The organism is Thalassoglobus neptunius (assembly GCF_007859735.1).
In the GTDB taxonomy this organism is placed as follows: domain Bacteria; phylum Planctomycetota; class Planctomycetia; order Planctomycetales; family Planctomycetaceae; genus Thalassoglobus; species Thalassoglobus neptunius.
On record NZ_SIHI01000001.1, the window covers coordinates 1,338,847 to 1,364,308 of the forward strand.

A 25,462-nucleotide genomic window follows, 5' to 3' on the forward strand; every position below is an offset into this window, starting at 1 on the left:
TGAATCGTGGAATCGTTTCTCTCGAACAGGGCGAGTGCTTGGGAAGTTTTCGGTTCCTCGCTCAACGCTCGCCCGAGAGTGTTGGAATCGGTTCAATTATAGGTGCGGACGAATTTCTGAGGTAGTTGCCATGGGCTGTCTTTAGTTCAGCGCATGAAAAAACTCCGACTGCTGAGTGGTCAGCAGACGGAGTTATGAAATCAGATTTCCTGCGACTGTTGTCTCGCGAATGACTGAGGCGCGATGACGGAGTCTTCGTCGCAAAAAATGGAACTCAATCTAGTTGGACTCTGCAACAGCTTCTTCTGTAACTGCAACGTTCATGCGACGACCGTTGCGATCGAAGAATACAGTCCCGTCAACGAGTGCGAACAGGGTGTAATCGCGGCCCATTCCGACGTTTTTGCCGGGGTGCCATTTTGTTCCGCACTGTCGAGCAAGGATGTTTCCAGCAATGACAGATTGTCCGCCAAACTTCTTGATTCCACGTCGCTTGGCGTTTGAATCGCGACCGTTGCGAGTAGAACCCTGTCCCTTTTTATGTGCCATGCCACTACCTCAATGAAATCTTTGTCCGCAATGGACAATCCGTTGTAACGTTGTGAGTCTGAACCGCAAGCAAGGTGGTTGTGAACGATTAACGCTTTGAGAACTGGAAGCTTCGACGAGCTTTCTTGAAGCCGTATTTCTTCCGTTCCACCATTCGTCCATCACGAGTCAGGAAGCCACCTTCGCTGAGTGTTTGGTGAAGTTCAGGATGCTTGGCCTGAATGGCTCGAGCGATTCCAAGAACCACTGCTCCGGTCTGTCCGGTTGGTCCACCGCCATTGACATTCACGATGATGTCAACTTTGCCTTCCAGAGAGGTGGCAGCCAGCGGTCCCACGACCAGTTTCTGATCGCGAAGGATTGGGAAGTACTGTTCGAACTCACGACCGTTGATCGTGATAGTTCCGCTTCCTTCTTTGAGTCGAACACGGGCAACAGCAGTCTTACGACGGCCAGTTCCCCAAGCCACTCCGTAGCGATCCACTTTTCCGCGAATCACTGGATCAGGGCGGGCGATCACTTCCTCACCAGAATCCTCGACGACTGCAGTTCCGCCGATTTCCAGACCAGAAGCGAGAGACGTTTCATCAGATGAAACGCTCGTTGGTGCGGACGGAATGCTTGGAACTTCCGGTTCAGTCACCTCAGGTTGAGAGACTGCCTCGACCGGGGTTCCTTCCGCTGGTGTGTCATTTTCTGCAGGGTCGTTGTTCGGTGAATCTGTCGACATCCGGTGTGTTCCAAAAACAAAAAACTAAGTCAATCGATTCGAGCGAGGAATGTCTTTCCTCGCCAATTGTCGGTGAATGTATTCTCTTGCAAGAGCTTGTGGCTCTTACGAATGCAAACTCTCGTCTGCTATTTCAGAAAATGGTGCAAAGCTGCTTGAAGCTGCCGACTCACAGTAAGGAGTCAGGCGGCCTTGCAAACTATACCCATTCTGGCAAGTTTTGTGGCTGCTGCGCCTGATGTGGATGGCTTGTCCCGGCGTACAGCTTGAGTTTTCGCAGCATCTTACGACCCAGTTTATTCTTGGGCAGCATGCGGCGAACAGCTTCGTGAAGAATCTTGGTTGGATTCGATTCAATCAACTCAGCACCGGTTTCAACACGACGACCACCGGGATACCCTGTGTATCGATCGTATTCTTTCCGAGCCATTTTCTTCGTGAAGTTTGGATTCTCGGCGTGAGCCAGTTTCTTTCCAGAGAACCGAATCTTGTCGCAGTTCAAAACGACCACGAAGTCGCCACAGTCGACGTGTGCCGTATAAATGGGCTTGTGCTTGCCCATCAGGACGGTGGCGATTCGACTTGCCAGACGGCCGACGATTTCGCTATCGGCATCGACAACGTACCAGTTCTGTGTGATGTCTTGTTCGCGAGCGAGTGTTGTTTTCTGAACCGTTTGCACGGCAATACCTCGAATTCTGACTTCGTTCCTTCGAAACCGGGAACGAATTCGCTACTTCATTAAGAGCATAACTACTGCAATTACCGATACTTCCGACACGTAAGATGGAACCAGTCCGTGACCCATGAGAAGAATCGAAACGGGAAGGATAGCGTCCCCCGAGTGTTGAATCAACTCCTCGCGATCGACGAAACCTGTGAAAATGTCAATCTTTATGGTCAATATCGTGGATCGATGCCGTTGCTCTGCCGCGGTCTTTAGTCAGAATGGCTCTGCGCGAGAACTCTTGGCGTTTTCGCCGATGCGGCTGGGAACAGGGAATTGAGAATTTTACTGAGGTTGGGATCTCCGCATTTGTTTTGGCGGAGAGAGTCGTTTTCGTTCAAGAAAATCGCGAGATGATGTCCTTTGGCTTTCTGAACATTCTGATGCTCACGGGTTTGGCTGCTGTCGCTTTGCCGGTGTTGGCGCATCTCATCAGCAGGCGTCGTTTTGAGGTCGTTGAATGGGGAGCGATGCAATTTCTGAAGCTGGGGCAGCGGACTCGGAGAAAGATACGGCTTCAGGATTTTCTTTTACTTCTGATTCGGATGTTGATTCTCGGGCTGCTGGCTCTTGCTCTCTCTCGTCCCTGGGGACGTGGGGCGATTTTTGGAAGTTTTGCCCCGGCGGTCTCGCGTGATGTGGTGTTTGTAATCGACGGATCTGGAAGCATGGGATGGGAGTCGGATGATGGAATTCCTCATCAGCGTGCGATTCAGTGGGTTTTTGATGCACTGGAAGAACTGAATCCTGGCGATACGGTTTCGCTGATCGATGCACGGACACAAACGCGGCGGTTAATTCACCCGCCCTCCACAGATTTGAAACACGTTCGAGATTCGCTTCAGACAATCGCTGCTCCGGATGGGACCTCCAAACTTTCGCAAGCGGTGATAGAAGCTGTCCAAATCTTGCTCACGACATCGAACGTCTCTCGGGAAGTCATTGTCCTGACCGATTTGCAGAAGTATCCGTGGACTCTGGACGATCAGCTCTCACGGCAACGTCTCGATGATTTGCTATCGCAACCCGCTGTGCCGCCCACGATTTCTGTCGTCGATTTGTCAGAAGTGCAAGGAACTCCGAACAACTTCTCCGTCGGAGAAATCGGCTTGTCTCGTTCACTGACTGTTCCCGGGTTTCCGATTCAAATTCGGGCAGTCGTGAGTCAGTCCGGAGGAGCGAGTACGACGAAGACTGTACGGCTGAATGTGAATGATCAGCCTGTTGCAGGGGCGGAACGGGAAGTGACGCTGGCTGGCGATGGTCAATCGACGGTCGACTTCTCACACGTCTTTTCAGAGCCGGGAGTCTATCGGATTGGGATTGCTCTCGAGCACGATCAGCTTCCTGTCGATGATCTTGCAGAGGTCTTGATCGAAGTTGCGGATGGGGTTCCGGTCTTGATTGTGGACGGGGCTCGTCACCGCGACGAAACACGATCGGAGTCGTTTTTCGTATCAGCTGCGTTTCGTTCCTCCGGTGAGAATGAACGGTGGGTGCGATCGACTGTTATTCATCCCACGGAGTTGAATGAACAAGCACTCAAAGACAAACAAGTCGTTCTCCTCTGCAACGTGCCAACTCTTGATGAATCTCAGCAGCGCAGCTTGACCAAATTTGTGGAAAGCGGAGGCGGACTCCTGATTGCTCCGGGAGATCGAATTGAAACGGAATCGTGGAACACCTGGCTTGTCGAAACCGGGGAAGAGATGCCGCAGAAACATTTTCTGCCTGCAGAGTTTCTTTCGATTGAATCCCAAACGTTCGATGCCATTGGTGACGATGGTGCATCGACTGAAGTTGTGATTGACACAGACACCTTGACTGACTCCTGGATGGAACGATTTCAGAAAGGCAATGATGTCGATTTCTCAGCCACTCGGTTTTCGAAATGGTGGAAGCTGGGGACTCAGCGCAGCATGAAGGATTCGGACGAGAAGACTGATTCTGACGAACCGGAACCGATTCAAGATCCTGCGGGTGAGGCAGTCGGTTCGCGATCGGGAGAGTCGGTCGTCGGGCGTTTCACGAATCGAGATCCTTTCCTGGTGATCGAACAGGCAGGTCAAGGAAAAGTGGCACTGCTTGCTGTTCCGCTCGATGCGGACTGGAGCACTCTCCCCGCTCGATCCGACTTTGTTCCCTTTTTGCACGAGATCGTCTTTCAACTCTCCGGTCAGGGATTCAAGAGAAATGTTTCTGCAGGAGCTGTCCTCAAACTTCCCCTGGAAGACGGAGAGCGACCGCGAGATTTTGCCGTTCTCGGACCGAACGAAGTCAGCAGTGAGCCAAAATTGCTTCGCGAAGGTGACGCACTTTTTGCGACCTTTTCTGAGACATCGCTTCCCGGCTTGTATGAGTTCGTCTCGAAGGACGCTGTAAAACCGGAAGCGACTTCGTTCCTTGTTTTACGCGATCCGTCAGAGTCGGATTTGTCTCGGATCGATGAAGTCGAATGGGAGATTCTGTCCGGAGAGGATCGCATGAAGATGATCGACACGATGAGTGATTTAACCGCTGCCAATCAAGCTGAGCTGACACGATCGGAATTGTGGTGGATTCTCTTGCTTGGGATCTTGGCCCTGCTCGTCGCCGAAGTTTTTCTGACACGGCGAATGGTTCAAGGAGGGCATACTCAGTTGACGACTGAAATGGAGTGATTATTTCGGGCGACCGTGGTCGTCATTCGAACGTTCGGTGATGATCTTTTTTTCGACATTGCGATGAGTTCGAGCCGCCGCAATAATTGGCCCGTCGCGCTCGACTCACTCCTTCCCTGAAAACTGAATTCTGTCTTGATGAACGAGCCCGAATCGTCCCCCTATCTTCATCGTCTCCGAAATCATTGCGACCTTCTCTACCCGAATATCCCTCCTGAGGATGTGTCAAAGCGTATTGAGGAAGTACTGGAAGGTGTCAAGAAGCCACGCAGTAGCGGGAATGGATTGTGGTCCTCTCAAGATGCCATTCTGATCACCTACGGAGATTCGATTCAGAGGTCAGAAGAATCTCCGCTTGAGACGTTGCACCAGTTTCTCAGGCAGACGGTCAAGAGTGACATCAACTCCGTCCACATTCTTCCATTCTGTCCATACAGTTCGGACGATGGTTTTGCGGTCATCGACTATCGAGAGATCAATCCCGAGTTGGGTGACTGGGACGATGTCGACCGTGTTTCCAGCGACTATCGATTAATGGCCGATCTGGTCATCAATCATGTTTCCTCGGAGAGCGAGTGGTTCAAGAATTATCAGGCGGGGAAATCGCCCGGTGCGGGGTTCTTCGTCGAAGTCGATCCCAACGCAGACCTGACGAGCGTCGTTCGTCCACGTGCGTCGAGTTTGTTGAGAGAAGTTCAGACCGCTGACGGAAGCCGGTACGTCTGGTGCACATTCAGTCACGATCAGGTCGACTTGAACTTTCGAAATTTTGACGTCTTTATTGAGTTCTTGAAGATCATCCGGATCTATCTGGATCACGGCGTCGAGATTCTGAGGCTTGATGCAATTGGTTACCTGTGGAAGAAAATCGGAACCACGTGTATTCATCTTCCCGAGACGCACGAAATGGTCCGATTCCTTCGGACGGTTCTCGACGAATATGCGCCGGGGACGGTTTTGATCACAGAGACCAACGTTCCTAATCAGGAAAACCTGACGTACTTCGGAAACGGGAACGAAGCTCACATCATCTACAATTTTAGTCTCGCTCCTCTGCTGCTCCATGCTCTGCTGGCCGGAACGTCCAAGTATCTGAAGGCCTGGATGATGAGCATGCCCCCTGCCCCGATGGGATGCACCTATCTCAACTTCACTGCCTCACATGACGGAATCGGAATGCGTCCGGCCGAAGGTCTGCTTTCCGATGATGAGCAGTCAGAAATGGTGAGTACCATCGAGAAATTCGGAGGACAACTTTCCACACGCAAGCTTGGCGACGGAACGGAAAAAGTCTACGAATTAAACGTCTCGCTGTTCGATGCACTTCAGGGAACTCTTGAAGGCCTCGACCGCTTTCAGATTGATCGCTTCATCTGCTCGCAAACGATCATGATGGCGCTCGAAGGAATTCCCGCGTTCTACATTCACAGTCTGGTCGCGACGCCGAACGATACTGAACTCGTCGAGAAGACCGGACGCGCTCGCTCAATTAATCGACATCAATGGGACGCAGATGCACTCGAGAAACTTCTAAGTGATCCACAGTCTCCGCAGTCGAGAGTTTCGAATGAGATTCTCCGCCGAATGCGAATTCGCTCCCGACAGCCCGCTTTCGATCCCAGTGCCGTGCAGTTTACGCTCCATCTCAAGACGCACTTCTTCGGATTCTGGAGACAAAGTCGGGATCGAAGACAAAGTATCTTCGCGGTCAACAATGTGACATCGCGACGCAGAAGCCTGAATCTTTCGGACCTGAACCTCATCGTGACCGACGACTGGTTCGATCTTCTCAGCGGAGAACACTTCGACGACCGCACACAAAAAATCGCCCTCGCCCCCTATCAGACGCTTTGGATTACCAATTGGAGCGGCGACTGAAAGTGCATTGGTGAGAGCACGCTGGGCTTTCAGAATCGGTTCGGTCTATGACTTTTTGACTTCATCGGGTTCCCGCGTCAGAGCAAAGTAGATGACGTAGAACCACGAGAAAAAAGCAGCAATGATCGCATAGAGGATCGACCGGTTTCTCTCCCAGGAACAGACAATCGCGAGCACGGAACCGAGGCCGATTCCAGTCTGGGCAACATTCGCGCTGATCGTATCTGCGAGTAAAAGTGGTAAAGGCATAAGACTCTTTCTAGAGCAGGTTGCTCTTTTCCGATGCACTCGCTTGCTCTGTTTCCTCAGACAAAAGGCTGAGTTAGCTCGTGCGAGTGAGTGAAAACTAAATCAAAAGATGCTCGAAGGAGTGAGGGACAAATGGCTTGCCATCATTGCCAGCTTGGGGACGAACTTGTCAATGAAGCCCAGGCAGCAAGATGTTCACAGAGTAAATGGTAAATGTGTTCAGGGTGCATTCGCTCTTCGAGGAACTTTCTTAAATCATTTTCACGCTTTCTCAGCACTCACTTGAATGCTCGACGTTCCCAAAACGTTGCGTTGACTCGTGTGAATCGCTGAAAACAGGGATGAAGATGCCCTGTCGGCCGGAAGGGGAAACGATCCTCTTTCGTGGAAATCGATGCCATCCATTCTTACCCCGGAATTATTCTTCGGAAAGTAAGCGGTGCATCTTAAAGTTGTCGAAGACGACTCCATCTTTGACGACCTGTTGCGGCGTAACAACTTGGAAACCGTATCGTTCAAAGAACGGACGCGCCGTGATGCTGACATCGGACGTCAGTTCGTTCAGGTCGAGATTGGTCGCCTCATCGAGAATGGCGTGCATCAATTCCCGTCCCACTCCCCTGCTCTGCCACAAATGGTGAACGTAAAAATGATCGACGTAGCCACTTTCGAGGAGCGCCGCATATCCGACGATTTGTTCATCGGTGACGCACACAAACGGGTTCATCGTCTTGATCCGTGAGTTCCACTGTTCAGGATCAATCGAGTCGGGAGCCCATGTCTGGACCTGCTCAAGTGTGTAGTCACGCCGATTGACGTTCCGGATGGTATTGTAGAAAAGTTGTCGAAGCAACTCTTCTTCACCCGGAACGTATCGTCTCGTTTGAAATGACAAAACGTTCTGCCTCTGTGGGTGTTCGTGGTCTGGAGGCGTGGCCGATGTTGTGATCAGCACGCGCCTCCGACGACGATTCGGGTATGCCAGTCGCGACGGCGGAAGACCGTGACTCGCAGAGTCTGGCAACACGAATTCAATTCCTCTTACTTCTGCTTTTGAAAGTAACGCTTGTACTCCGGACGATTCTTCCATTCGTCGATGTACGGTTGATACTCGTCGCTTTCGGTCCAACTCTTTGGTCCGGGGTCAGCAGGAATCACTTCTTTCTCGGGATAGTCGAGACCGGCAATGCTTTGATCGACGGATTCGTGAAACTGCTGCAGTTCCTGAATCAGGCGGGAAGCAACTTCCGGAGATTCCTCGATCAGGTTTTGGGTTTCCTTCGGATCGCTTTGAATGTTGTACAACTCGTAGACGTTCGAGTTTTTCTTGGGAGCCACGATTTTCCAGTCATTGTCGATCAATGCAGATCGACCGGTATGTCGAAAACCCATCGGTTTTTCACGTCGATCGATTTCTTTTTCGATCAATGGCTTCAGACTGACACCGTCTTGTGGGGTGATGCGTGACGATTCCGGAAGTCCGACGATGTCGGAAATGGTCGGGAAGATATCCATCGTACATGCTGGGTATTCAGTGATTCGGGAACTCGAAATTTCGCTGGGCCACTCAATGATCGCAGGAACTCGCAATCCCCCTTCGTAGACGGTTCCTTTGAAGCCGCGGAGGCCACCCACTGTGCCCGGTTTGATTCCGGGAAGCCCGCCGTTGTCGCTGCAAAACCAGAAGAGAGTATTGTCGGCAACTCCAAGTTCTCGAAGTTGTTTCCGAAGCGTTCCGATGCTCCGATCCATCGCCACAAGCTCTCCATAGTGATTTGAGGATGCTTCATTCAGATATCGAAACGCAGATCGATCGTCTTCACTTGCCACGAACGGGCTGTGCGGAGTTCCGTACCAGATCACCGTGAAGAATGGGCGTGACTCGTCAACTTGCTGGCCGATGAATTTCACTGCTTCATCAACAATGATTTCTGACGAGTCGCCTTCGAATTCTTCGAACTCTCCCATGCGGCTCATGATTGGATCACGGTCAAAGAAGTTGGTGACAGACAGCCAGTGGTCAAAACCAAACCGTCCCGGGCTGCGAATATCGTCGCCGAGGATGGGGGCACCGGCGCCGCGATAACCGTTCAAGTGCCACTTGCCAAAATGGCCAGTTGCATATCCGGCTGATTGCAGTGCTTGGGCGATCGTCTTCTCTTGCGGCCTCAGCGGCACTCCATGATTTAGAACTCCGGTCCGGTCGTTCGTTCGACCCGTCATGACAGTGGCGCGAGTCGGTGAGCAATTCGGCGCTCCTGCATAAAATCGATCAAACCGGAGACCGTTGGATGCCATGGCATCGAGGTTGGGAGTTTTCAGCACCGGGTGGTTGTAGTAGCCAGTTTGTCCCCAACCCATGTCGTCAGCCATGACAAGGACGATGTTCGGCCTCTCAGCAAGACATTTCGTCTCATTAGAACCAATGATCACGAGTCCAGCTAAGAAGAAGCTTAAAGCAAGACGTAGTTGTGGAGTCGGCAGGAGTGAGACTGGAGTCATGTCTCTCTTTCTTTACTGAGGGAGTTGGGCAGGATGTTGGTGGAGTGCCGGCATGTCGGCAACTCGGATGGTGAGGGTTTATTCAGTAAGTTGAAACTGGACTTCGTCAATTGTTCCAGTGAACTCGAATTTTCCGCGATCGGCATATGCCGGGTCGACGGGAGTGATGGAGTCTCGTCCAACTTCGAAAGGCTCCAGGCCATGGCGAAAGAGAGAACGCGGCAGTTCCCCTTTGCCAACCGGTTTTCCGTTGACGAATAGCTCGAGTGTTCCCCCGCCCTCTTTCGAGCCGTTGGGAGTGAATTCCGTTGCGACGGTCACTTCTCCAGTTCCGACCGGAATGGTTCCAGGAATGTTGACGTTCGCAATGTCAAAACACGAGTACCGAAAATTGGGCTTGGAGTCTTGAATGTACAACGCCCATCCGGCTGAAAATCCCCCGGCGCACGTGATCACACCTTCAGCACCATTCTCAGGAACCTGAATTCTCGCGGTGATTTTATGTCCGCGCGGAAAAATCTGCGGGCCGATCGGATCAGGCATCGCAACATCATTTCCGTAGTACTTCCAACTCGTAGGAGGCGTTCCCCCAACGCGCAGCTTCGGATCGAATCGTTCAGCGAATCGAGGATCGAGCGGAAAGACCTGATACTTGAGTGCTTCCTCTGTGAACAGATCCTGAAGTTCTTTCAGTTTTTGTGGATGTTCTTCAACGAGATTGACCGCTTGTGAGAAGTCGTCTTCGATGTTGTACAGTTCCCATTTGGCGTTTAGAAAGTCGCCGGTTCGGCTGTTTGTGTCCCACGGAACTCCGAAGTGAGAACAGGCAATCCATCCGTCGTGATAGATGGCCCGGTTGCAGAACATTTCGAAATACTGAGTTTGTCTCGTCCCTTCACTTGCCTGATCATCGAACGAATAAAGCATGCTGACGCCTTCGATCGGTTGTTGATCGATGCCATTCACAGTTTTGGGTTCAGGGATTTTGCAGGCTTCAAGAATCGTCGGAACAACGTCAATCACGTGATGAAATTGAGTGCGTTGCTCCCCTTTGCTTTGAATCCCTTTCGGCCAGTGTACGACCATTGGATTTCGCGTTCCCCCAAAGTGAGAAGCGACTTGCTTTGTCCACTGAAACGGGCTGTCCATGGCCCATGCCCAGCCGACAGGCACATGCGGTTCACTTGTTGGACCACCGATTTCGTCGAGCCGGTTGACGGTGCTTTCCAGGCCAAGCTGAATTCCAAGCAGACTTGCCAGTTCGCTGAACGTTCCTTCGAGACCTCCTTCGGCACTGGCGCCGTTGTCGCCCACGATGTAAAGCACGAGTGTGTTTTCAAGTTCACCGGACTTTTCCAGACTGTCGATCAAACGCCCGACATGAAAGTCAGTATGCGCCATGAAGTCTGCGTAGTTCTCCATCAGTCGCAGGTAGACAGTTCGTTGCTGGTCCGTTTGACTGTCCCAAGATGGGATCTCTGTCGGTCGTGGCGTCAGCTTGGTGCCGGGAGGAATGACTCCCATGTCGAGTTGCCGTTGATGAACAATCTCTCGTTCGCGATCCCATCCGTGGTCGAACTTGCCTTTGTGGCGCCCTTGCCAATCTTTCGGAACATGATGCGGAGCATGGACTGCACCGGTGCTGAAGTAGGTAAACCACGGTTTGTCAGGATTGGCAGCTCGGACATTGTTGATCCACTTGATCGCCTCGTCCGTGAGGTCTTCAGTGAGATGGTAACCCTCTTCCGGAGTTTTCGGCGGGGAAACCCAGGTCGTGTTTCGGTAAAGAGTCGGGTAGAACTGGTGGGCTTCTCCCTGATTGAATCCGTAGAAATACTCAAAGCCTAAACCAGTCGGCCAGCGGTCAAAGGGGCCAGCTGGGCTGATGTCTGGTTCAGGAGTGTTGTGCCACTTTCCGAACATCGAGGTTGCGTATCCATTCCCGCGAAGGAGTTCAGGAATCAAGGCCGTGCTTTCGGGAATGATTCCGGTGTACCCGGGAAAACCGGTCCCCATCTCGATAATCACACCTGTTCCGACGGAGTGATGGTTTCGCCCAGCGAGAAGTGCTGCTCGTGTCGGGCTGCAAAGAGCCGTTGTATGAAATCGAGTATAGGTCAATCCGTTATCGGCCAGTTGCTGAAGATTTGGGGTCTGCACGGAACCACCAAACGGAGAACACATTCCGAAACCGACATCGTCGAGAAGGATGATGAGCACGTTCGGTGAACCTTCCCGTGCGCGTAACGGCTGCGGATAAGATGCCGTCGAATCACTCAGCGTTTCTCCAACCTCTCCCTTAAAGGGAGGATCAGGTTGAGGAATTTGCGTTTGCCCGGAAGACTCCTGCCCAGTCGTAGCGACGACGAAGAAGAGTGCAGCGAGACAGCATCGAAATTGCACCATCGACATAATGTCTTCCTCGGAATTTCATTGGAAATGATTTGTATTGGTAACCAGAATTGGTCGTAAGTGAACCGAGATGTGATCATCAAACTTCGAATGCCTTCAACAACCGAGGCTTGCCGGGTCAACTCACACACCTCGTTTTAACATCGCTTCGAATGAGAATCTACCGGGCAGGCGACGAAGGTCTGAGATTGTCGCTTCACTCCTTGAACCGGAGTGGTTGTCAAAGGCTCAAAATATCATCAGGATACCCTCCAAGGTGGGGCGGTCCTGGTTCTTTCGACGACTTTCTTCACTTTCCAGATGTAGTCAAGCATGCTTTCGCGACGACGCTCAAGACTCTGTAGCGTCGGCGAATAAAACTTCGAATATCAAAGGCGAAAGAATCGATGAATCAAATTCAGGTGACCGGTGTCGATGTTGTCATCGTCGCGATTGCTGTGCTGTGGGTGGGTAACCGCATCACACAGGCAGTCTCGATGTTGAAGAAGTACAGCATCCCCATTGCTGTGACTGGTGGGTTGCTTTGCAGCTTGGCGGTCGCGGCTGTCAGAGCGATCGGCGGACCTGAAATCGTCTTCGAAATGGCAACTCGTGACACCCTGCTGATGGTGTTCTTCACGACGATTGGAATTTCTGCGAAGTTCGGACGGCTCGCGGCCGGAGGAAAGTCTCTCGGAGTGATGGTTCTGTGTGCGGGAGTCTTTCTGGTGATTCAGGATTTCATCGGAGTTATGGTCGCATCTGCAATGGGATCACATCCGGCATACGGTCTTTTCGCGGGAAGTGTGTCACTCGCCGGGGGACATGGAACAGCGATCGCCTGGGGCAAGGAGGCGGAAGCTGCGGGCCTGCCGAATGCCGATTTGATTGGGATTGCGTTTGCGACGTTCGGTCTCGTTGCGGGAGGAGTGATTGGGGGACCGGTGGCCGAATGGTTGATTAAGCGAAATCACCTTGAACCAAAAAATACGACCGAAGAGGCATCCATCGCGGAAGAGTCTGAGTCTTCGGAACCTTACTCGCTCAATCTCGCATTGCGGGTCATGCTGATCCTCGCCTTATGTCTTTCATTCGGCGAAGTCGTGAACGCCTGGCTCTTCTCGAATGACATCAAGCTGCCTGGCTTCCTCACAGCGATGATGGTCGGGATCGTCATTACCAACCTGTCCGATCGTTTCGGAAAACCGTTGCCGCTCACGTATTTCGACTACGTCGGAGAAGTGGCACTCCAGCTGTTTCTGGCGATGAGTTTAATGAGTATGGATCTCTCGTCGCTTGCGAGTTCCTTCGGGACGATCATCTTTGTTTTAGTAATTCAAGTTCTTGTGATCGCGTTGTTTGGCATCCTCGTAATCTTTCGAGCGATGGGCAAAGACTACGACGCAGCTGTCATCGTCGGCGGGTTCTGCGGTCTCGGAATGGGGGCCACACCGGTGGCGATCGCCAACATGAGCGCGGTCACTCGCAAGTACGGACCGTCATTCAAGGCGTTCCTCGTCGTCCCGCTCGTCGGTGCTTTCTTTATCGACGTGCTCAACGCAATGGTGATTAAGTTCTTCGTCGGACTGCCAATCATGCAGCAGACCCTGTGACCTCTCGTCACTTCGCTTCTTGATCACGCTCGATTCATAAACCATGAACTCGCACTTTGAACGAGTTGCGCATCCGTTGTGAATTCAGGCTGAAAGTGGTTCTTCGAATAGACTGAAACAGACCGCGAGTTAGAGCGGGAAATCGATTCACTGAATCTAATACGTGCGCTGGATTCGTGAACTCAAGAATACCCTCGTTCAATGAAAAACACCGCTGCAAGAACTGATCTTGCAGCGGTGTTTTGTTCTATTGAACTGTACTCGAACTTGTGTCTTCCAGTCATTCAAGACTGAAGGAACATGTCTGGGATACTTCTAAAACGATCCAACGACCTGACCATCGTTTCGGGCGCAGAGACGTTGGAATGTTCCAACTTCCGACCATGGAACGACGTTGTTGTTCACGTTCGCCCAACTCGTTTGAGTGTGGTCGATGCTTGTGCTGAGGAATCGGACTGATCCGTCTGCGAGGAGGAACTGAGCTCCTCCAATGTGCAAGCTTCCGTATGAGTTGCGTTTCGTATTATTGTTGGCCACTGATGGAGGATTGATTCGGAACTCTCCCGCTCGCATGGTGGATTCAGGAGCATCCGCACGCCCGTTGTTGTTGCGTTGGAAGTGTCCATACCAGGTTGCGTCCCATAAGAAAGCTCCGCCGCCAGTGTCTGCTCCGACTCCCCAGTATTTGACCTCACCGGCCAGGATTGTATTGGAAGAACCGTCCGTGATGTCTCGGAATCCGAAGTTCTGATCTTCGATCATAATTCCATTCTTCCGGCCAGCAGGTTGCGTGTAGTAAGCCGACTGGACGAAGGAGCCCGGGCAGGCGACATAACTTGTCGACGCGATTCCCGGATTGTTGAACTGAACACTTCCGTTGGCTGCTCCGATCTTAAAGTGAGACGGCTGAGTGGATGAAGGGCAGGTCATCATGGTGAATGTCGAAGTGATCACTTCGTCGTTCGGCGGTTCCCACATCCCGCGCCCATCGAACTGGATCATGTTGAACAGGTTGGCCTGATCGATCATCGGGAGAATCGACATGCTCCAACCCCAGCCCGGTGCACGATTCGGGCGGTCACCGCGATTCCGTACGCCGTTTCCGTTCACTGACATTGCTTCGCTCTGGAACATCCAGCCGGGAGGAAATTTTCCGTAAACGTCATGGTAGTTGTGCATCGCCAACCCGACTTGTTTGAGGTTGTTTTTGCATTGAGTTCTCCGAGCAGCTTCCCGTGCTTGTTGCACCGCTGGAAGCAGAAGCGCGATGAGAATCGCAATGATCGCGATGACGACGAGCAGTTCGATCAGCGTAAATGCGTGTCGACGTCTTGGTTGTGAAGGAGACATTTTCAGCACCTCATAAATAGAAAGAAGAGATGGATTACAAACAGATTTGGACGAAAATAAGTGTCCACTGAACGAGTCGAATAACGCCGTCCTGAATGTAGGGCGGAAACGAATTCGCAATTCGCATCAGCGCTCTTCAGGGACTTTCGTCCCCATCTCGGGCAAGATCGGATTCGACGATTCTGCCTGCATCGGACTTGAGATCAAAGTCGAACTCGTTTGTTCCTGTTGCAGCGACGTCTGCAGTCAGGGTTGAACTGACGTTGTAAACTGCCGGGACTTTCTCTTTTGCGCCGGCTGAGCTGCCCATCGACACATCCCCTGTGCTGATTCTGACAACATTCTCCCCGACCCAGGCTCCTTTTTCGTCATCACTGAACATCATCTCGTAAACACCTTCGGCGTCGGTTCGACCGTATGATGTTGTTCCACTCTCTTTCGGGGCGAAAACCACAAAAGCGTCTGGAAGAGGTTGGCCGTCCAAAGTGATTTTTCCGGTGACTCGTTGGAGGTCGTTGTCACTTCCTCCGCAACCAGCAAGTGGCGCAATTAGCATTAAGCAAAGCAAAATTCGCATCGGCATCAACTTGGTCCTTCATAGTGTCTGGTGGAACTTCTGTATGTTCCAAACGATTTTGAATAAACGAATTGAATCTGCGTGCAATTAAGTCTTCACCTCCGAGATCCGAATAGACTTACGACCCGGGAGGTATTCGCATTTGGTTTGTTTACCCTTGGGAGAAAAACTCCAGGAAAACCGGAAAACAGCAAATTGAGCAACAACCCCAATTCTGACGTCACTGTGTGGAGGATTTCTCACACTATTTCCGGAAGAGATGTGATTTCCGGGAGAGACGCTTTGCAACTTGGAGAGTCTCGCAAGACTTGCCCTGATCAATTCGCTGATTGGAATGTTTGAGCTCAGCTCAGCGAGGTTGTGTGCCTGGCGAAAGAATCGATTTGGTTGCTGATGGACACGCACTGGCCAGCTGTTGTCAGATGGACGACTGCGTTCGTCAACCGTGACCAATCGTGATCCGTTCCAGATCAGAAGGTGAAAAAATGCACCTAAGTGGTGGGAGGTTGTTGTCATGAAGCCTCCATCAAATGGAGGATGTGGGGGGCGAACAAGTGTTCACCGTTGTATGTTACAGAACGTATCAGAGCATTCCTATCCAATTTGTGCCATCTTTTTTCAAGAAAACTTAACGAGCCGTCCAGACAGTTGGCTCGTTCAACAATGATGGCGTGACACTGGACGAGACTGGAAGGCGCTGTCGATCCAATTGAAGGCACTCCGTGTGAGCGTTTGAGCAGACCCGGAGGCGACCCAGAAACAGACGTTTCGATTTCGATTGACGTAAGTTTCCGGTGACCGAAGAGTGGAGCGGAATTGTTATTGCAGGCAGAACTCGGCAGAATCGGGACGTCGGTCATCCACAATCTTTCTTGAAAAATTAGTCACATGATGTCACTTCTTGTTTTCTACGCGTTGATTGCGATTGGTTTCTCGTTCTTTTGTTCCGTCGCGGAGGCGGTTCTTCTCAGCGTGACTCCCAGCTATATCGCCACTCTTAAGGAACAGGGGAAAAGCTCTGCCCTGCTTCTGGAAAAACTGAAGGCCAACGTCGATCGTCCCCTCGCGGCGATTCTGTCTTTGAATACGGTCGCGCATACCGTGGGGGCTGCGGGAGTTGGAGCACAGGCTGCAGAAATCTGGGGAGTGGAATCCGGCGGAGGCCATGCTGTGGGATGGGCCTCGGCGGTGATGACGCTAGCGATTCTGATTCTGTCCGAGATCATTCCGAAGACCCTCGGGGCTGTCTACTGGAGAACATTGGCTGCACCGATTGCAATGATGACCAACTGGCTGATCTGGATTCTCTATCCATTGGTTCTTCTTTCGGAAGTCTTGACCCGTTTGATTGCTGGCTCCGACCGTCAGGAAATTGTGACGCGAGCCGAAGTGGCTGCGATGGCAGCGATTAGTGCGCAGGGAGGTCACATTGATCCGAGCGAATCACGAATTCTGGCCAATCTCTTTAAGCTTCAAAAGTTGACGGCGGAAGATGTGATGACACCCCGCACGGTGATCCGGGCCTTTCCGGAATCGATGAGTGTTTCGCAAGTGCTGGCAAAACATTCCAATCTTTCCGTGTCTAGAATTCCCATCTTCGAAGGTTCAATTGATGGAATCACCGGATTTGTATTGAAGTCCGATATCTTGCTCGCTCAGGCCAATGATCAACCGGACACGCCTCTCACCAAGCTGAAACGGCCCTTGCGGTCAGTGAGTGCGACGACTCAACTTTCCGAGTTGTTCGACCTGTTGCTCAATGAGCGATCTCATATTGCGATCGTTGTCGATCAGTTCGGAGGAACCGACGGACTTGTCACGATGGAAGATGTGATCGAAACGCTACTTGGAATGGAAATTGTCGACGAAATGGATCGGACCGACGACATGCAGCGGTTAGCACGAAAGCAGTGGTTAGCACGAAAGCAGTGGGAGAAGCGTGCCAAAGAAATGGGGCTCGACTCCGAACCAATCAGCGCGAAGCCCGCTCCCGACACCGAAGAGCACTCGAACTAAGTCCCGTCAGACATCAGCTTTCTTGAGAATGAAGAGCTTCCCTCGAACTCGTTTCCTCTTGCCGAGTAAATTGGAATTGAAGGAATGGGACTGGAGGGAATTTTCGCGGCCACAAGTGCAATGACCCTTCTCCCGGGCAAGGAAAAGGGTCATAAGCACTGGCCAGCGCACCTTGTTGAAAGTGGTCTGTTTTCATCCAGACCGATCAGTTCACCAACAAAATTTGAGGTCCGGTGATAGGAGAAGCGCTTTTTCGGAACTCGGATTTCGCTGTTCGATGAACTTTCGTCAAGTTTTCACAGTCCGTTCATTTAGTTTGACAACGTGGTGAGTCCATTCTCAATAGGAAATGTATCGGATTTGCCGATTTTCGTTATTCTTCTTAAACGTCCCGGTTTCTAATCAGTGATCGAGTTGGCTCCACGAAACCTGATGTGCCGAAAATCGCCTCCGGAAGAGGTGATTCAATCACCGAAGAAATTGCAATCGATGGCCGATCAACGATCGAGTGCCAAATCGAGCGGTGGTCGTCAAAGATGCATTTTCGCAGACGCTGGATTACCATGTGGCGACATTGTCGATTTCACTTCACATGTCTCTCGTTGACGTCAGCCTCAAATCAACCGAATACTTTCCTGGCAGAATCTGTCGTCTGTGATTGCGGAATGATCAACGCGCTCAAGGGAGTGTTTTATGCGTGAGTTCAACAAGATCCATGTCATCGCACTTCCCCGCTGTGCGACCGTCTCAATGGCGGAAGGACTCGGCGCGTTGGGAGTTTCGGTCGCCCACCTCGGGAAAATCTTCGGGGAACAGTCTCCGCATCATCATGATGCGAAACGCCTCATCCGCATGCATGAGCAGATCGCCCGGAAGGACTACGATCTCGACATCCTGAGTGAATGCGATGGGCTCGCGGATTACCCTGTCTGTATTCCTGAAATTTTCGAAGCTCTCGATCAGCAGTTTCCGGAGAGTCTCTTCATCAACGTTCGGCGTGATGAAAATCTTCAGTCATGGATTCAGTCAGCAGAAAAGCAATTTATCGGGCTGCGATTGCTGAAGACCGGAGACGGAGCGACTGAGGAAGACCGCCAGTTTGCTGAAGCGATGGCGGATTTTCGACGAATGACGTTCGGTCAGAGTGAATTCGATCCCGATGTTTTCCTGAAGGCGTATCACCAACATCAGGATCGTGTCCGAAACTATTTCTCAGGCCGAGAAGACCAGCTGCTCGACATTCCCGACGTCAGCCTGTTGCGGGAGAACGGGTTCCAGCTGCTTTGTGGATTCCTGAAATGTGACACCAAGCAGATTCTCTTCCCTCAGAAGAACGATCACAGCGTTGCCCCTCAGCAGGCATTCTTTGATGCACTTAAGGAAGGCAAGATCGATTCCAAGACGGGGCTTCGACCGTCATAACGGAGGACACCTCCTCGGCGGCACTTGGAACACTCCTTGAAGTGGAAGAAAGTGCGACGTTGAGAAGCAGCAGCACCGCGATCAGAATCAGCACGAGATGAACGATTCGCGCAAAGTGCGAGGGGGAGATCAATCTGGCCAGCCGGTGTCCCGACCAAATCGCCAAAGCGACCATCGGGAGACTGGTCACAAAGTACTGAAGCACTGACGAAGTGACCGATCCCGAGAGAAAATGCATCGTCAGAACCCAGATACTTGTGACGGTGAAAAAGCTCTGAAGCATGGCCCGGAAGCGTTCCGGCGGCCATCGTCGCAGTGCTCCGTACATCACAATCGGCGGTCCGGAAGTGTTGTACGCTCCTCCCAGAAATCCGGCGACCAGTCCCACGAACGGACCCCAGCGATCATCTTTGAGTCGAAAGCCATCGGAGTGTTTGAGTGTCCAGATCGAAAAGACAAGGATCACGACCGCCAGTAGAGTTTTCGCGATTCGGTCATCCCCGCTATGCAGCAGCCAGACCCCGAGAGGAACGGTCAGAATCGCTGGCAGTGTGAACGAAAGAGCAGCGCGGAACCGAATGTGTTCCCATTCTCGAACCAGTATTCCGGTTCCGTTGAGGAAAGAGAGCATCGCGACGAGTGGAGCCGCTTCATGGAGAGGAAGCAGCGTTCCAAGCAACGGCATCGCGATGAGTGCCTCTCCGAATCCGATCGTTGATCGAACTGTTGCTGCGAGGAAAACGATTCCGCAAATGAGAACGGTGCTGAGACCGTCTGTCAGTGTGAAAGCAAGCAAGTAGGCGTCTCAAGGTCGGAGAAATGGGGCGGGAGTGTCGACCCGCACATGGTGACAGTTGAGAAACGCCCGTCAAGAGAATCGACTTGTGGGGAATCGAGTCGGCGAAGAATCGCTCTGACATTCACGAGAACTTCAAGAATGACAGCACTCTGACTCCGGGATTGCGGAGCAGAGTGCGTCAGTGGGAACTGGTCCAGAAAGACTGGAAACGTTCTTACCGTTCACAACAAAAAGTTGTTTCTGAAAATACTGTTACTCAGCGGCAGCCTTTTTCTTCTTCTTGGCTGGAGCCGGTGACTTGTATTCTTCCAGCGTCACCTTTTTGTCTTTGTCCTGATCCATCCGGGCGAAGAGTGCTTTGAACCGAGTTTCCTGCTTGTTGGTCTCTTCAGCAGTCTTTTCCTTCTTCGAAGGACGGGTCTTAAATTCTTCCCAGGTCAAATGCCCGTTGGAGTCTTTGTCGAGTCGTTTGAAGACTTTTTCGGGATCGGCTTTCTTGGCGTCGGCTTTCTTTTCTTCAGCAGCGTACAGCGAGCCAGCAATGCCAACGAAAACCAGGCTCAGCAGAGTCAGACGCAATCGATTCATCGGGACACCTTTCAAAACAAGTGGAGCGATAACTTGTAAGACGAAAGAGGCAACGTTTGCAGAACATCCCAAACGTTGAAGCAGCAGCGGACCGCTAAATTCAAGCGGTCACATGGACGAGCCAAAAAGAGAAATCACGCGCTGAGAGTTGGAGATTGCGGGCTGTCCAATGATCGATTGATGCTATCCACTTTCGTTGATATTGCAAGCGATCGGATTGCAACACTCAGAGCACGCGGGAACGTTTGCATGTCCCGGTCTGTTGTCCACTGCGTGTCGCTTTCGAAGAACCTGACTGATTACTTGTTGACGCTAGGTATTTGGCGTGATATTGTTCTTGTGTTGACTCGCCCATCGAACAACAGCTGTTCGGGCAGAGTTCCGTGACTCTTTCGAAAATCAGGAGGGACAAATGCCGACGCCGATTGAAGGAAATCAGGTCCGCGGACATTTGGAGACGATGATTCTTTCCGTCCTCGAATCCGAAGCAGCTCACGGGTTTGAAGTGGTGAAAAGACTCTGTGCTGCTGGAAATGGGGCTCTTGAACTGAAGGAAGGGACCGTTTACCCCGTTCTCTATCGGCTCGAAGATGCAGGGCTCGTACGTTCGAAGTGGGAGAAGGAGACCACCGGACGACGCGGTCCGCGCAGGAAGATCTATCAATTGACCAAACGCGGCGAGCGGCAATTGAACTCAGGACGCGAGCAGTGGAAGTCGTTTGTCAACACGATTGGACCGATCGTCGGAGGTGTCCTATGAATCCTTCCCTGATGACTCCAGTGGAGCGTGTCGTGCGTCCGGTTCACGCACCGATGAGCAGCAAAATGAGAATGCGAAACGAACTTTATTCGCATCTGGAACAGATCTACCAGGAGGAGTTTTCCGCGACTCACGACGAAACCTCAGCGCTTGAGCGTTCACTGGCTCGGTTCGGTGATCTCGATGAAATTCGCGAACAGCTGCAATTGGGGATTTCGAAACCACTCCAGTGGGTGGACCGACTCGACGAGTCGTTCTCGCGCCGAGCTGGGGAATCTCATCTTGCGTTTGCGGTCAGAAATTCCTTTCGGGTCGGGGCTGTGTTCTTCGTTCAGTTGATCGTCATCCTGCTTCTCGCTGCTTTGGGGCTCTCCACCGTTCGAGAGTCTGCGTGGCTGATCGCCCCCTATTTTCTCATTCTGTCGCTGACTGCCGCTTCGGTGACGTTTGTTGTCCTGCAAATTGCGCAACCCTTGGTCGATCGGCCAGTTGGGGCACTGTCGAAATGGGAACTCATTCGCGGAGCGACCCTGTTTGGAGTCGCTGCGGCGGTCGCTGAAGCGGTTTTGTTGTTTGGCGGACGAATTTTCAGCGAATGGGAACTGCCTTCACATCTGTTTCCACTAATGGGAATGGCATTTGTCGGAGCGGCGGTGATGTTCTCTGTCGTTATCTTCTTGTTTCGGAATGAGTTAAGTCAGATTTCCGAGTGGCGAGAGTTGGAAATTTGAGCCCGAACTCAGCAAATGATTCGCTCGACTGAGTGAACTTCCTGCATCGCGCAGCCCCTACAGTCCGATGATAAAGAGGGTCACCAGCGTTGTGTCTGGTGAATGAGCGGAATCTGCGGATTCTGCTTCGAACGCCTTTCGAAACGGATTTTGATGGCGTTGGGGGGGGATGAAGAGCAAGTCCACAAACGAGCCTGCGCGCTCAGTCTGTACTCAATCCGCGACCGATGTCTCAGATCATCGGCCTGCGCAGTGTTTTCGTGGTCATCGATGGACCGTGATGCTGCTGGTCGTCGGTTGGCTCGGGATTTCGTTGGTGCTGACCGGTGAGTCGATTGAAGATTCTGCAGAAGCGGCTCCTCCAGTCGTTCGCGAAAACACCCTGCCCTACAACAAGGACTGGTTGGAAGTTCACTGGGTCTTACGGACGAAATGCAGCGGGTGTCACCGACCCAATTCAGGACAGCACGACTTCTCCACGTACGAAGCAGTCATGGCCGACGGCGAGTTCACTGGGGAACCAATCGTCATCCCCGGACTTCCCGAAGAGTCTCTACTTTGGAAGTACGTAAACTGGAACCACGCTTTCGATCCTGATTCTAACGCTCCGGAACGTCCGGAAATGCCACCCGATGACAAGGGCGAATGGCTTTCCAAAGGACAGTTGGAAACGCTTCATCGATGGATTGAATCCGGCGCTCTCGAATACGTTCTTCCACAAACCTGCGATACAAGCCCGCTCCTGGAAACGGATTTCATCTCCGCGCGCGAGTGTGCCCAGTGTCATCCTCGCCAGTACGAAGAGTGGTCCCGTTCGATGCATGCCTATGCACAGCATAGCCCTGTGTTCGAAGCCTTTACGTTGACAATGGTCGAGCGGACCGGCGGGACGATTGGAACTTTTTGCACTCGCTGTCACACACCGATCGGTGTTTCGATCGGAGAGAACGCATCGATGAGAAATGTTCATCGTTCGCGGATTTCCATGGAAGGCGTGACGTGTGTCGTCTGCCATCGACTGGAAAAGCCATTTTACAAAGCGAGCGGTCGACTTCCGGTCACTCCCGGATTGTTGCGAGATGGTTGCATGTACGGGCCTTTCAAGGATTCCGTGGATCCGGATGGCTCTGGTCATCCCGCTGAAGAGTCAGCACATCTAACGAAATCTTCGTTCTGCGGCACATGTCATGATGTTACCAACCCCGTTGGTGTGCGGCTTGAAGAAGCTTTCAGTGAATGGCAAAACAGCCCGGCCGCGAAGCAGGGAATTTCGTGTCAGGATTGTCACATGGGCCCAATCCCCGGAGTTCCGGTGAAAGCCTGTGATCGTCCATTCGGAAAAGTGGCGGTCGTTCCGGGAATCGACCCCGATATGCTCCCTGATCGACCACTCTCCAATCATTCATTCGTCGGTCCGGACTATTCGATGCTTCCGGATACCGAGTTCCCGTACAAACTCGACTGGATGTACGAGACTGATTACCGGGACACAAAGAATCTTACTCCGCACCAGAAGGAAACTTTGACACATTTACGAGTGCGGAACCGTCAACAACTCGCCAAAGCCAGAGATCTGCGTTTTGAACTTCTCAAGAACGCGGCGGAAATACGTGTCGAGCATCCGCGAGAAGCGATTCGGAATCGACGGATGAAAGTTCACGTCGATGTCGTCAGCAAAACTGCCGGACACAACTTCCCGACGGGATTCACCGCCGAGCGTCAAGTTTGGGTCGAGGTTATTGTCGTCGACCCGTTAGGACGAACGGTCTTTTCGTCGGGGGATCTGGATTCCAACGGAGACCTTCGTGACGAACACAGCCACCAGGTTGAAGCAGGTCACCTGCAATGGGATCGTCACCTGTTGAATTTTCAGAGCAAGTTCACGCTTCTCACCGTTCAGGGGACCGAACGATCCGTCATTATCCCGGTCAATCGGGATTTGACTCCCATTAACGTTGTGCGTCCGAACCCCGCGCCAGCCCAGTCGTTTGGGCGCCCGGCCAATTTCCGAGTTGCGAAGGCGAGTCTGCCTCCGCTCGATACGATGGGAAATACCTATCCAGTTCGGTTGGGCGAATGTGCTGGGCCTCATCGTTTACGTGTGCGATTGAATTACCGGAACCTTCCCCCTGCCCTGTTCGACAAGATTGGGATTCCGCATCTGAAACACCTCATTGAGACCGTTGTGATCGATGAATATGAGAGTGTGATCGACGTTCGTTGAGTGATATCCATCCCTTGAATTGACAGCAGAATGTTTCATCGGAGTCGAATTCTCTGTGTTTCTTTCTTAGTCGTCATGTTCGGTATGACGAACGGTCACCCCTGCGCTGCTGAAGACAAAAAGACTGCTGGATTTCTGTATCTGGACGATGTTCCGCCTGAGCCGACCGAAGATTCCGATCTTCCGATCATGTACTACGAAGGGGGACAACTCGTCGAATTGCCCCCGCTGGAAGAAGAACTTCTCACCCATGGTGGGGCTCACATGTACTACACGAGCGACTATCTCAACGCCATCGCTCCGGTCTGTGAAGGAAGCCATCCCCAGAATTTGCGCTTAGACGAATGCTGGGACGAACCCCAACCATGGTGCGCGCGCCCGCATAAATATCTGGGGCCGGGGATAGTCAATTGGAGCCCCGACTGGAGTTGGTTCGGTTCGAATCCCAATATGTGGGAGCCGCAGTTCGTCGGTCATGGTGCTTACGAAGTGTTCGGAGCTGTCTTCGACCAGGGCGGGACCGAACAAAACGGAATCGGTCATCAACTCTACATTGATCTGGAATTAAGACTAACGGGCACTGAGCGGTTTCATGTTCAGTTCCGACCTCTTGGGAAAGAGAATACCGGCGGTTCGTTCTGGAGGTTGAATTCTCCGTCGGAGTACATCGACAACTCGACGGGAGTTCCGCAACGCTGGTGGTTCGAAGGAGAACTGCAAAGCCTGTTCGGGCCATGGCTCGGCGATGACCGTCATCAACTCGATATCAACTTCACGATCGGACGGTTTCCGTTTCGGCTTCAGAACGGGCTGTTGATGGATGATGAAATCACCGGTTTCGCGGTGGCGAAGAACAACATTCTCTCGCTCGGATTCAGCAACGTGAACGTCCAAGGATTCTATGCGATCGACGAAGTGGATTCGTATCCGGCGAGTAGTGATTTGGCAGGCGTCGCAGTGACGGCCGACTATCGCACCTCATTCTTTGAGGCGGAGTATGTTGCGCTGTTTCGTGATCGTGAAAAAGAATTTCGCGCCCACTATTTCGCGTTGAGCGGAACAAAATTCTTCGGCCCGGTCAGTGTCGCTGCGCGGACGATGTATCGAATTGGAGATCAAAATTCCAGGGGCGATGGCTATTTTCAGGTACTCGAATCGAACATGGCTCGTTCGACGAGCCATACCGTTGAACGCCTCACCGGGATCGATCTCGCAGTGAGTTACCTCAACCTGTTTTACGCCAGCGAAAACTGGGTGACCATTGCCGGAGGAAACCTCGATCGAATTCGCAACGCATTTGCGGTGAATCCATTGTTCAACATCGCGGCCGGAAGTCCTCCTGTGGAACGCTACGGAGTAGCTGCAGGAGTTGAATTTTTCCGAAACAATCAGGACGAAGCGATCATTCCAGAGTTCGCTTTCGAGTCTCAAGCTTCGGACCCGATCTACGGGGCGGGACTTCGATACCGGCGAAAAATGACGACGAGAATGTATTTCGAACTTCGCGGAATCAAAAACTGGTCAAGCAACCCGGCTCTCCGGCGCGAAGGACTGTTTGCTTCCACCACAGTCATTTTCTAGTCCCGGTTTCATCAAGACTCTTGACGTTTCGAGTGACTCATCGCTCGCTTGAACGTGTCTCTTCTTGTCGACGCAGCCTTCGCTCGCGCGAATTGGTGAAGGCTTTTTCGCCAAC

General features: G+C 52.1%; 20 protein-coding genes. 9 read left to right on the forward strand and 11 right to left on the reverse strand.

The window, feature by feature from the left end; all coding sequences use genetic code 11:
- Positions 1-279: 279 nt before the first annotated feature.
- From rpmA to rplM, 3 genes are all read right to left on the reverse strand, one after another.
- Positions 280-549: a 50S ribosomal protein L27 gene (gene rpmA, locus KOR42_RS05480; protein WP_146507727.1), complete on the reverse strand. Its 270-nt coding sequence runs from the start codon at positions 547-549 to the stop codon at positions 280-282.
- Between the two features lie 88 nt (positions 550-637).
- Positions 638-1,279, reverse strand: coding sequence for a 30S ribosomal protein S9 (gene rpsI / locus KOR42_RS27795; RefSeq protein WP_146507728.1), 642 nt, complete (start codon positions 1,277-1,279; stop codon positions 638-640).
- A gap of 199 nt (positions 1,280-1,478) precedes the next feature.
- Positions 1,479-1,967 carry a 50S ribosomal protein L13 gene (gene rplM, locus KOR42_RS05490; protein WP_146507730.1) on the reverse strand — a complete coding sequence of 163 codons (489 nt, stop codon included), beginning with the start codon at positions 1,965-1,967 and terminating at the stop codon, positions 1,479-1,481.
- A 392-nt stretch (positions 1,968-2,359) separates the two neighbouring features.
- Between rplM and KOR42_RS05495 the strand changes: the two genes are divergently transcribed.
- Together KOR42_RS05495 and KOR42_RS05500 are read left to right on the forward strand one after the other, a co-directional pair.
- Positions 2,360-4,666, forward strand: coding sequence for a BatA domain-containing protein (locus KOR42_RS05495; RefSeq protein ID WP_197440887.1), 2,307 nt, complete (start codon positions 2,360-2,362; stop codon positions 4,664-4,666).
- Between the two features lie 138 nt (positions 4,667-4,804).
- The gene (locus KOR42_RS05500) at positions 4,805-6,544 is read left to right on the forward strand and encodes a sugar phosphorylase (RefSeq protein ID WP_146507733.1); all 1,740 of its coding nucleotides are present in this window, start codon (positions 4,805-4,807) and stop codon (positions 6,542-6,544) included.
- Positions 6,545-6,589: 45 nt separating this feature from the next.
- On the opposite strand, the gene KOR42_RS05505 is transcribed toward KOR42_RS05500, so the two are convergent.
- The 4 genes from KOR42_RS05505 to KOR42_RS05520 form a co-directional block, all read right to left on the reverse strand.
- Positions 6,590-6,793, reverse strand: coding sequence for a hypothetical protein (locus tag KOR42_RS05505; RefSeq protein ID WP_146507735.1), 204 nt, complete (start codon positions 6,791-6,793; stop codon positions 6,590-6,592).
- A 418-nt stretch (positions 6,794-7,211) separates the two neighbouring features.
- Entirely contained in the window at positions 7,212-7,820 is a 609-nt protein-coding gene (locus KOR42_RS05510; protein ID WP_197440888.1) for a GNAT family N-acetyltransferase, read from the reverse strand.
- Positions 7,821-7,834: 14 nt separating this feature from the next.
- Positions 7,835-9,295 carry a sulfatase family protein gene (locus tag KOR42_RS05515; RefSeq protein WP_146507739.1) on the reverse strand — a complete coding sequence of 487 codons (1,461 nt, stop codon included), beginning with the start codon at positions 9,293-9,295 and terminating at the stop codon, positions 7,835-7,837.
- Positions 9,296-9,373: 78 nt separating this feature from the next.
- Complete coding sequence (locus KOR42_RS05520) at positions 9,374-11,707, reverse strand: arylsulfatase (protein ID WP_146507741.1); 2,334 nt, start codon at positions 11,705-11,707, stop codon at positions 9,374-9,376.
- 386 nt (positions 11,708-12,093) lie between these two features.
- Here KOR42_RS05520 and gltS point away from each other — a divergent pair, with 386 nt between their 5' ends.
- Positions 12,094-13,299: a sodium/glutamate symporter gene (gene gltS, locus KOR42_RS05525; protein ID WP_146507743.1), complete on the forward strand. Its 1,206-nt coding sequence runs from the start codon at positions 12,094-12,096 to the stop codon at positions 13,297-13,299.
- A gap of 315 nt (positions 13,300-13,614) precedes the next feature.
- On the opposite strand, the gene KOR42_RS05530 is transcribed toward gltS, so the two are convergent.
- The gene (locus KOR42_RS05530) at positions 13,615-14,649 is read right to left on the reverse strand and encodes a DUF1559 domain-containing protein (RefSeq protein WP_146507745.1); all 1,035 of its coding nucleotides are present in this window, start codon (positions 14,647-14,649) and stop codon (positions 13,615-13,617) included.
- 136 nt (positions 14,650-14,785) lie between these two features.
- Entirely contained in the window at positions 14,786-15,232 is a 447-nt protein-coding gene (locus tag KOR42_RS05535; RefSeq protein ID WP_146507747.1) for a peptidase associated/transthyretin-like domain-containing protein, read from the reverse strand.
- Between the two features lie 882 nt (positions 15,233-16,114).
- Between KOR42_RS05535 and KOR42_RS05540 the strand changes: the two genes are divergently transcribed.
- Together KOR42_RS05540 and KOR42_RS05545 are read left to right on the forward strand one after the other, a co-directional pair.
- Positions 16,115-17,242: a hemolysin family protein gene (locus tag KOR42_RS05540; protein WP_197440889.1), complete on the forward strand. Its 1,128-nt coding sequence runs from the start codon at positions 16,115-16,117 to the stop codon at positions 17,240-17,242.
- A gap of 693 nt (positions 17,243-17,935) precedes the next feature.
- Positions 17,936-18,664, forward strand: coding sequence for a sulfotransferase (locus KOR42_RS05545; RefSeq protein WP_146507749.1), 729 nt, complete (start codon positions 17,936-17,938; stop codon positions 18,662-18,664).
- On the opposite strand, the gene KOR42_RS05550 is transcribed toward KOR42_RS05545, so the two are convergent.
- Positions 18,618-19,460 (reverse strand): sulfite exporter TauE/SafE family protein, encoded by an 843-nt coding sequence (locus tag KOR42_RS05550; protein WP_146507751.1) that lies wholly within the window; start codon positions 19,458-19,460, stop codon positions 18,618-18,620. The genes KOR42_RS05545 and KOR42_RS05550 overlap by 47 nt on opposite strands.
- Positions 19,461-19,715: 255 nt before the next feature.
- On the reverse strand, positions 19,716-20,051 hold the full coding sequence (locus KOR42_RS05555) for an EF-hand domain-containing protein (RefSeq protein ID WP_146507753.1): 336 nt from the start codon (positions 20,049-20,051) through the stop codon (positions 19,716-19,718).
- A 412-nt stretch (positions 20,052-20,463) separates the two neighbouring features.
- Here KOR42_RS05555 and KOR42_RS05560 point away from each other — a divergent pair, with 412 nt between their 5' ends.
- The 4 genes from KOR42_RS05560 to KOR42_RS05575 all read left to right on the forward strand — a co-directional run bounded on the left by KOR42_RS05560 (position 20,464) and on the right by KOR42_RS05575 (position 25,347).
- Positions 20,464-20,811 carry a PadR family transcriptional regulator gene (locus KOR42_RS05560; RefSeq protein ID WP_146507755.1) on the forward strand — a complete coding sequence of 116 codons (348 nt, stop codon included), beginning with the start codon at positions 20,464-20,466 and terminating at the stop codon, positions 20,809-20,811.
- Complete coding sequence (locus KOR42_RS05565) at positions 20,808-21,542, forward strand: hypothetical protein (protein ID WP_146507757.1); 735 nt, start codon at positions 20,808-20,810, stop codon at positions 21,540-21,542. The genes KOR42_RS05560 and KOR42_RS05565 overlap by 4 nt, the downstream gene beginning before the upstream one ends.
- Before the next feature lie 280 nt (positions 21,543-21,822).
- Entirely contained in the window at positions 21,823-23,766 is a 1,944-nt protein-coding gene (locus tag KOR42_RS05570) for a multiheme c-type cytochrome (protein ID WP_197440890.1), read from the forward strand.
- 30 nt (positions 23,767-23,796) lie between these two features.
- Positions 23,797-25,347: a hypothetical protein gene (locus tag KOR42_RS05575; protein ID WP_231740679.1), complete on the forward strand. Its 1,551-nt coding sequence runs from the start codon at positions 23,797-23,799 to the stop codon at positions 25,345-25,347.
- Positions 25,348-25,462: the final 115 nt, after the last annotated feature.

Excerpts from the sequence above, each read along its gene's own strand:
- rpmA (WP_146507727.1), bottom strand. The coding sequence starts at position 549 with ATGGCACATAAAAAGGGACAGGGTTCTACTCGCAACGGTCGCGATTCA.
- rpsI (WP_146507728.1), bottom strand. The coding sequence starts at position 1,279 with ATGTCGACAGATTCACCGAACAACGACCCTGCAGAAAATGACACACCA.
- KOR42_RS05495 (WP_197440887.1), top strand. The coding sequence starts at position 2,360 with ATGATGTCCTTTGGCTTTCTGAACATTCTGATGCTCACGGGTTTGGCT.
- KOR42_RS05500 (WP_146507733.1), top strand. The coding sequence starts at position 4,805 with ATGAACGAGCCCGAATCGTCCCCCTATCTTCATCGTCTCCGAAATCAT.
- KOR42_RS05505 (WP_146507735.1), bottom strand. The coding sequence starts at position 6,793 with ATGCCTTTACCACTTTTACTCGCAGATACGATCAGCGCGAATGTTGCC.
- KOR42_RS05515 (WP_146507739.1), bottom strand. The coding sequence starts at position 9,295 with ATGACTCCAGTCTCACTCCTGCCGACTCCACAACTACGTCTTGCTTTA.
- KOR42_RS05520 (WP_146507741.1), bottom strand. The coding sequence starts at position 11,707 with ATGTCGATGGTGCAATTTCGATGCTGTCTCGCTGCACTCTTCTTCGTC.
- gltS (WP_146507743.1), top strand. The coding sequence starts at position 12,094 with ATGAATCAAATTCAGGTGACCGGTGTCGATGTTGTCATCGTCGCGATT.
- KOR42_RS05530 (WP_146507745.1), bottom strand. The coding sequence starts at position 14,649 with ATGTCTCCTTCACAACCAAGACGTCGACACGCATTTACGCTGATCGAA.
- KOR42_RS05535 (WP_146507747.1), bottom strand. The coding sequence starts at position 15,232 with ATGCCGATGCGAATTTTGCTTTGCTTAATGCTAATTGCGCCACTTGCT.
- KOR42_RS05540 (WP_197440889.1), top strand. The coding sequence starts at position 16,115 with ATGATGTCACTTCTTGTTTTCTACGCGTTGATTGCGATTGGTTTCTCG.
- KOR42_RS05545 (WP_146507749.1), top strand. The coding sequence starts at position 17,936 with ATGCGTGAGTTCAACAAGATCCATGTCATCGCACTTCCCCGCTGTGCG.
- KOR42_RS05555 (WP_146507753.1), bottom strand. The coding sequence starts at position 20,051 with ATGAATCGATTGCGTCTGACTCTGCTGAGCCTGGTTTTCGTTGGCATT.
- KOR42_RS05560 (WP_146507755.1), top strand. The coding sequence starts at position 20,464 with ATGCCGACGCCGATTGAAGGAAATCAGGTCCGCGGACATTTGGAGACG.
- KOR42_RS05565 (WP_146507757.1), top strand. The coding sequence starts at position 20,808 with ATGAATCCTTCCCTGATGACTCCAGTGGAGCGTGTCGTGCGTCCGGTT.
- KOR42_RS05570 (WP_197440890.1), top strand. The coding sequence starts at position 21,823 with ATGCTGCTGGTCGTCGGTTGGCTCGGGATTTCGTTGGTGCTGACCGGT.
- KOR42_RS05575 (WP_231740679.1), top strand. The coding sequence starts at position 23,797 with ATGTTTCATCGGAGTCGAATTCTCTGTGTTTCTTTCTTAGTCGTCATG.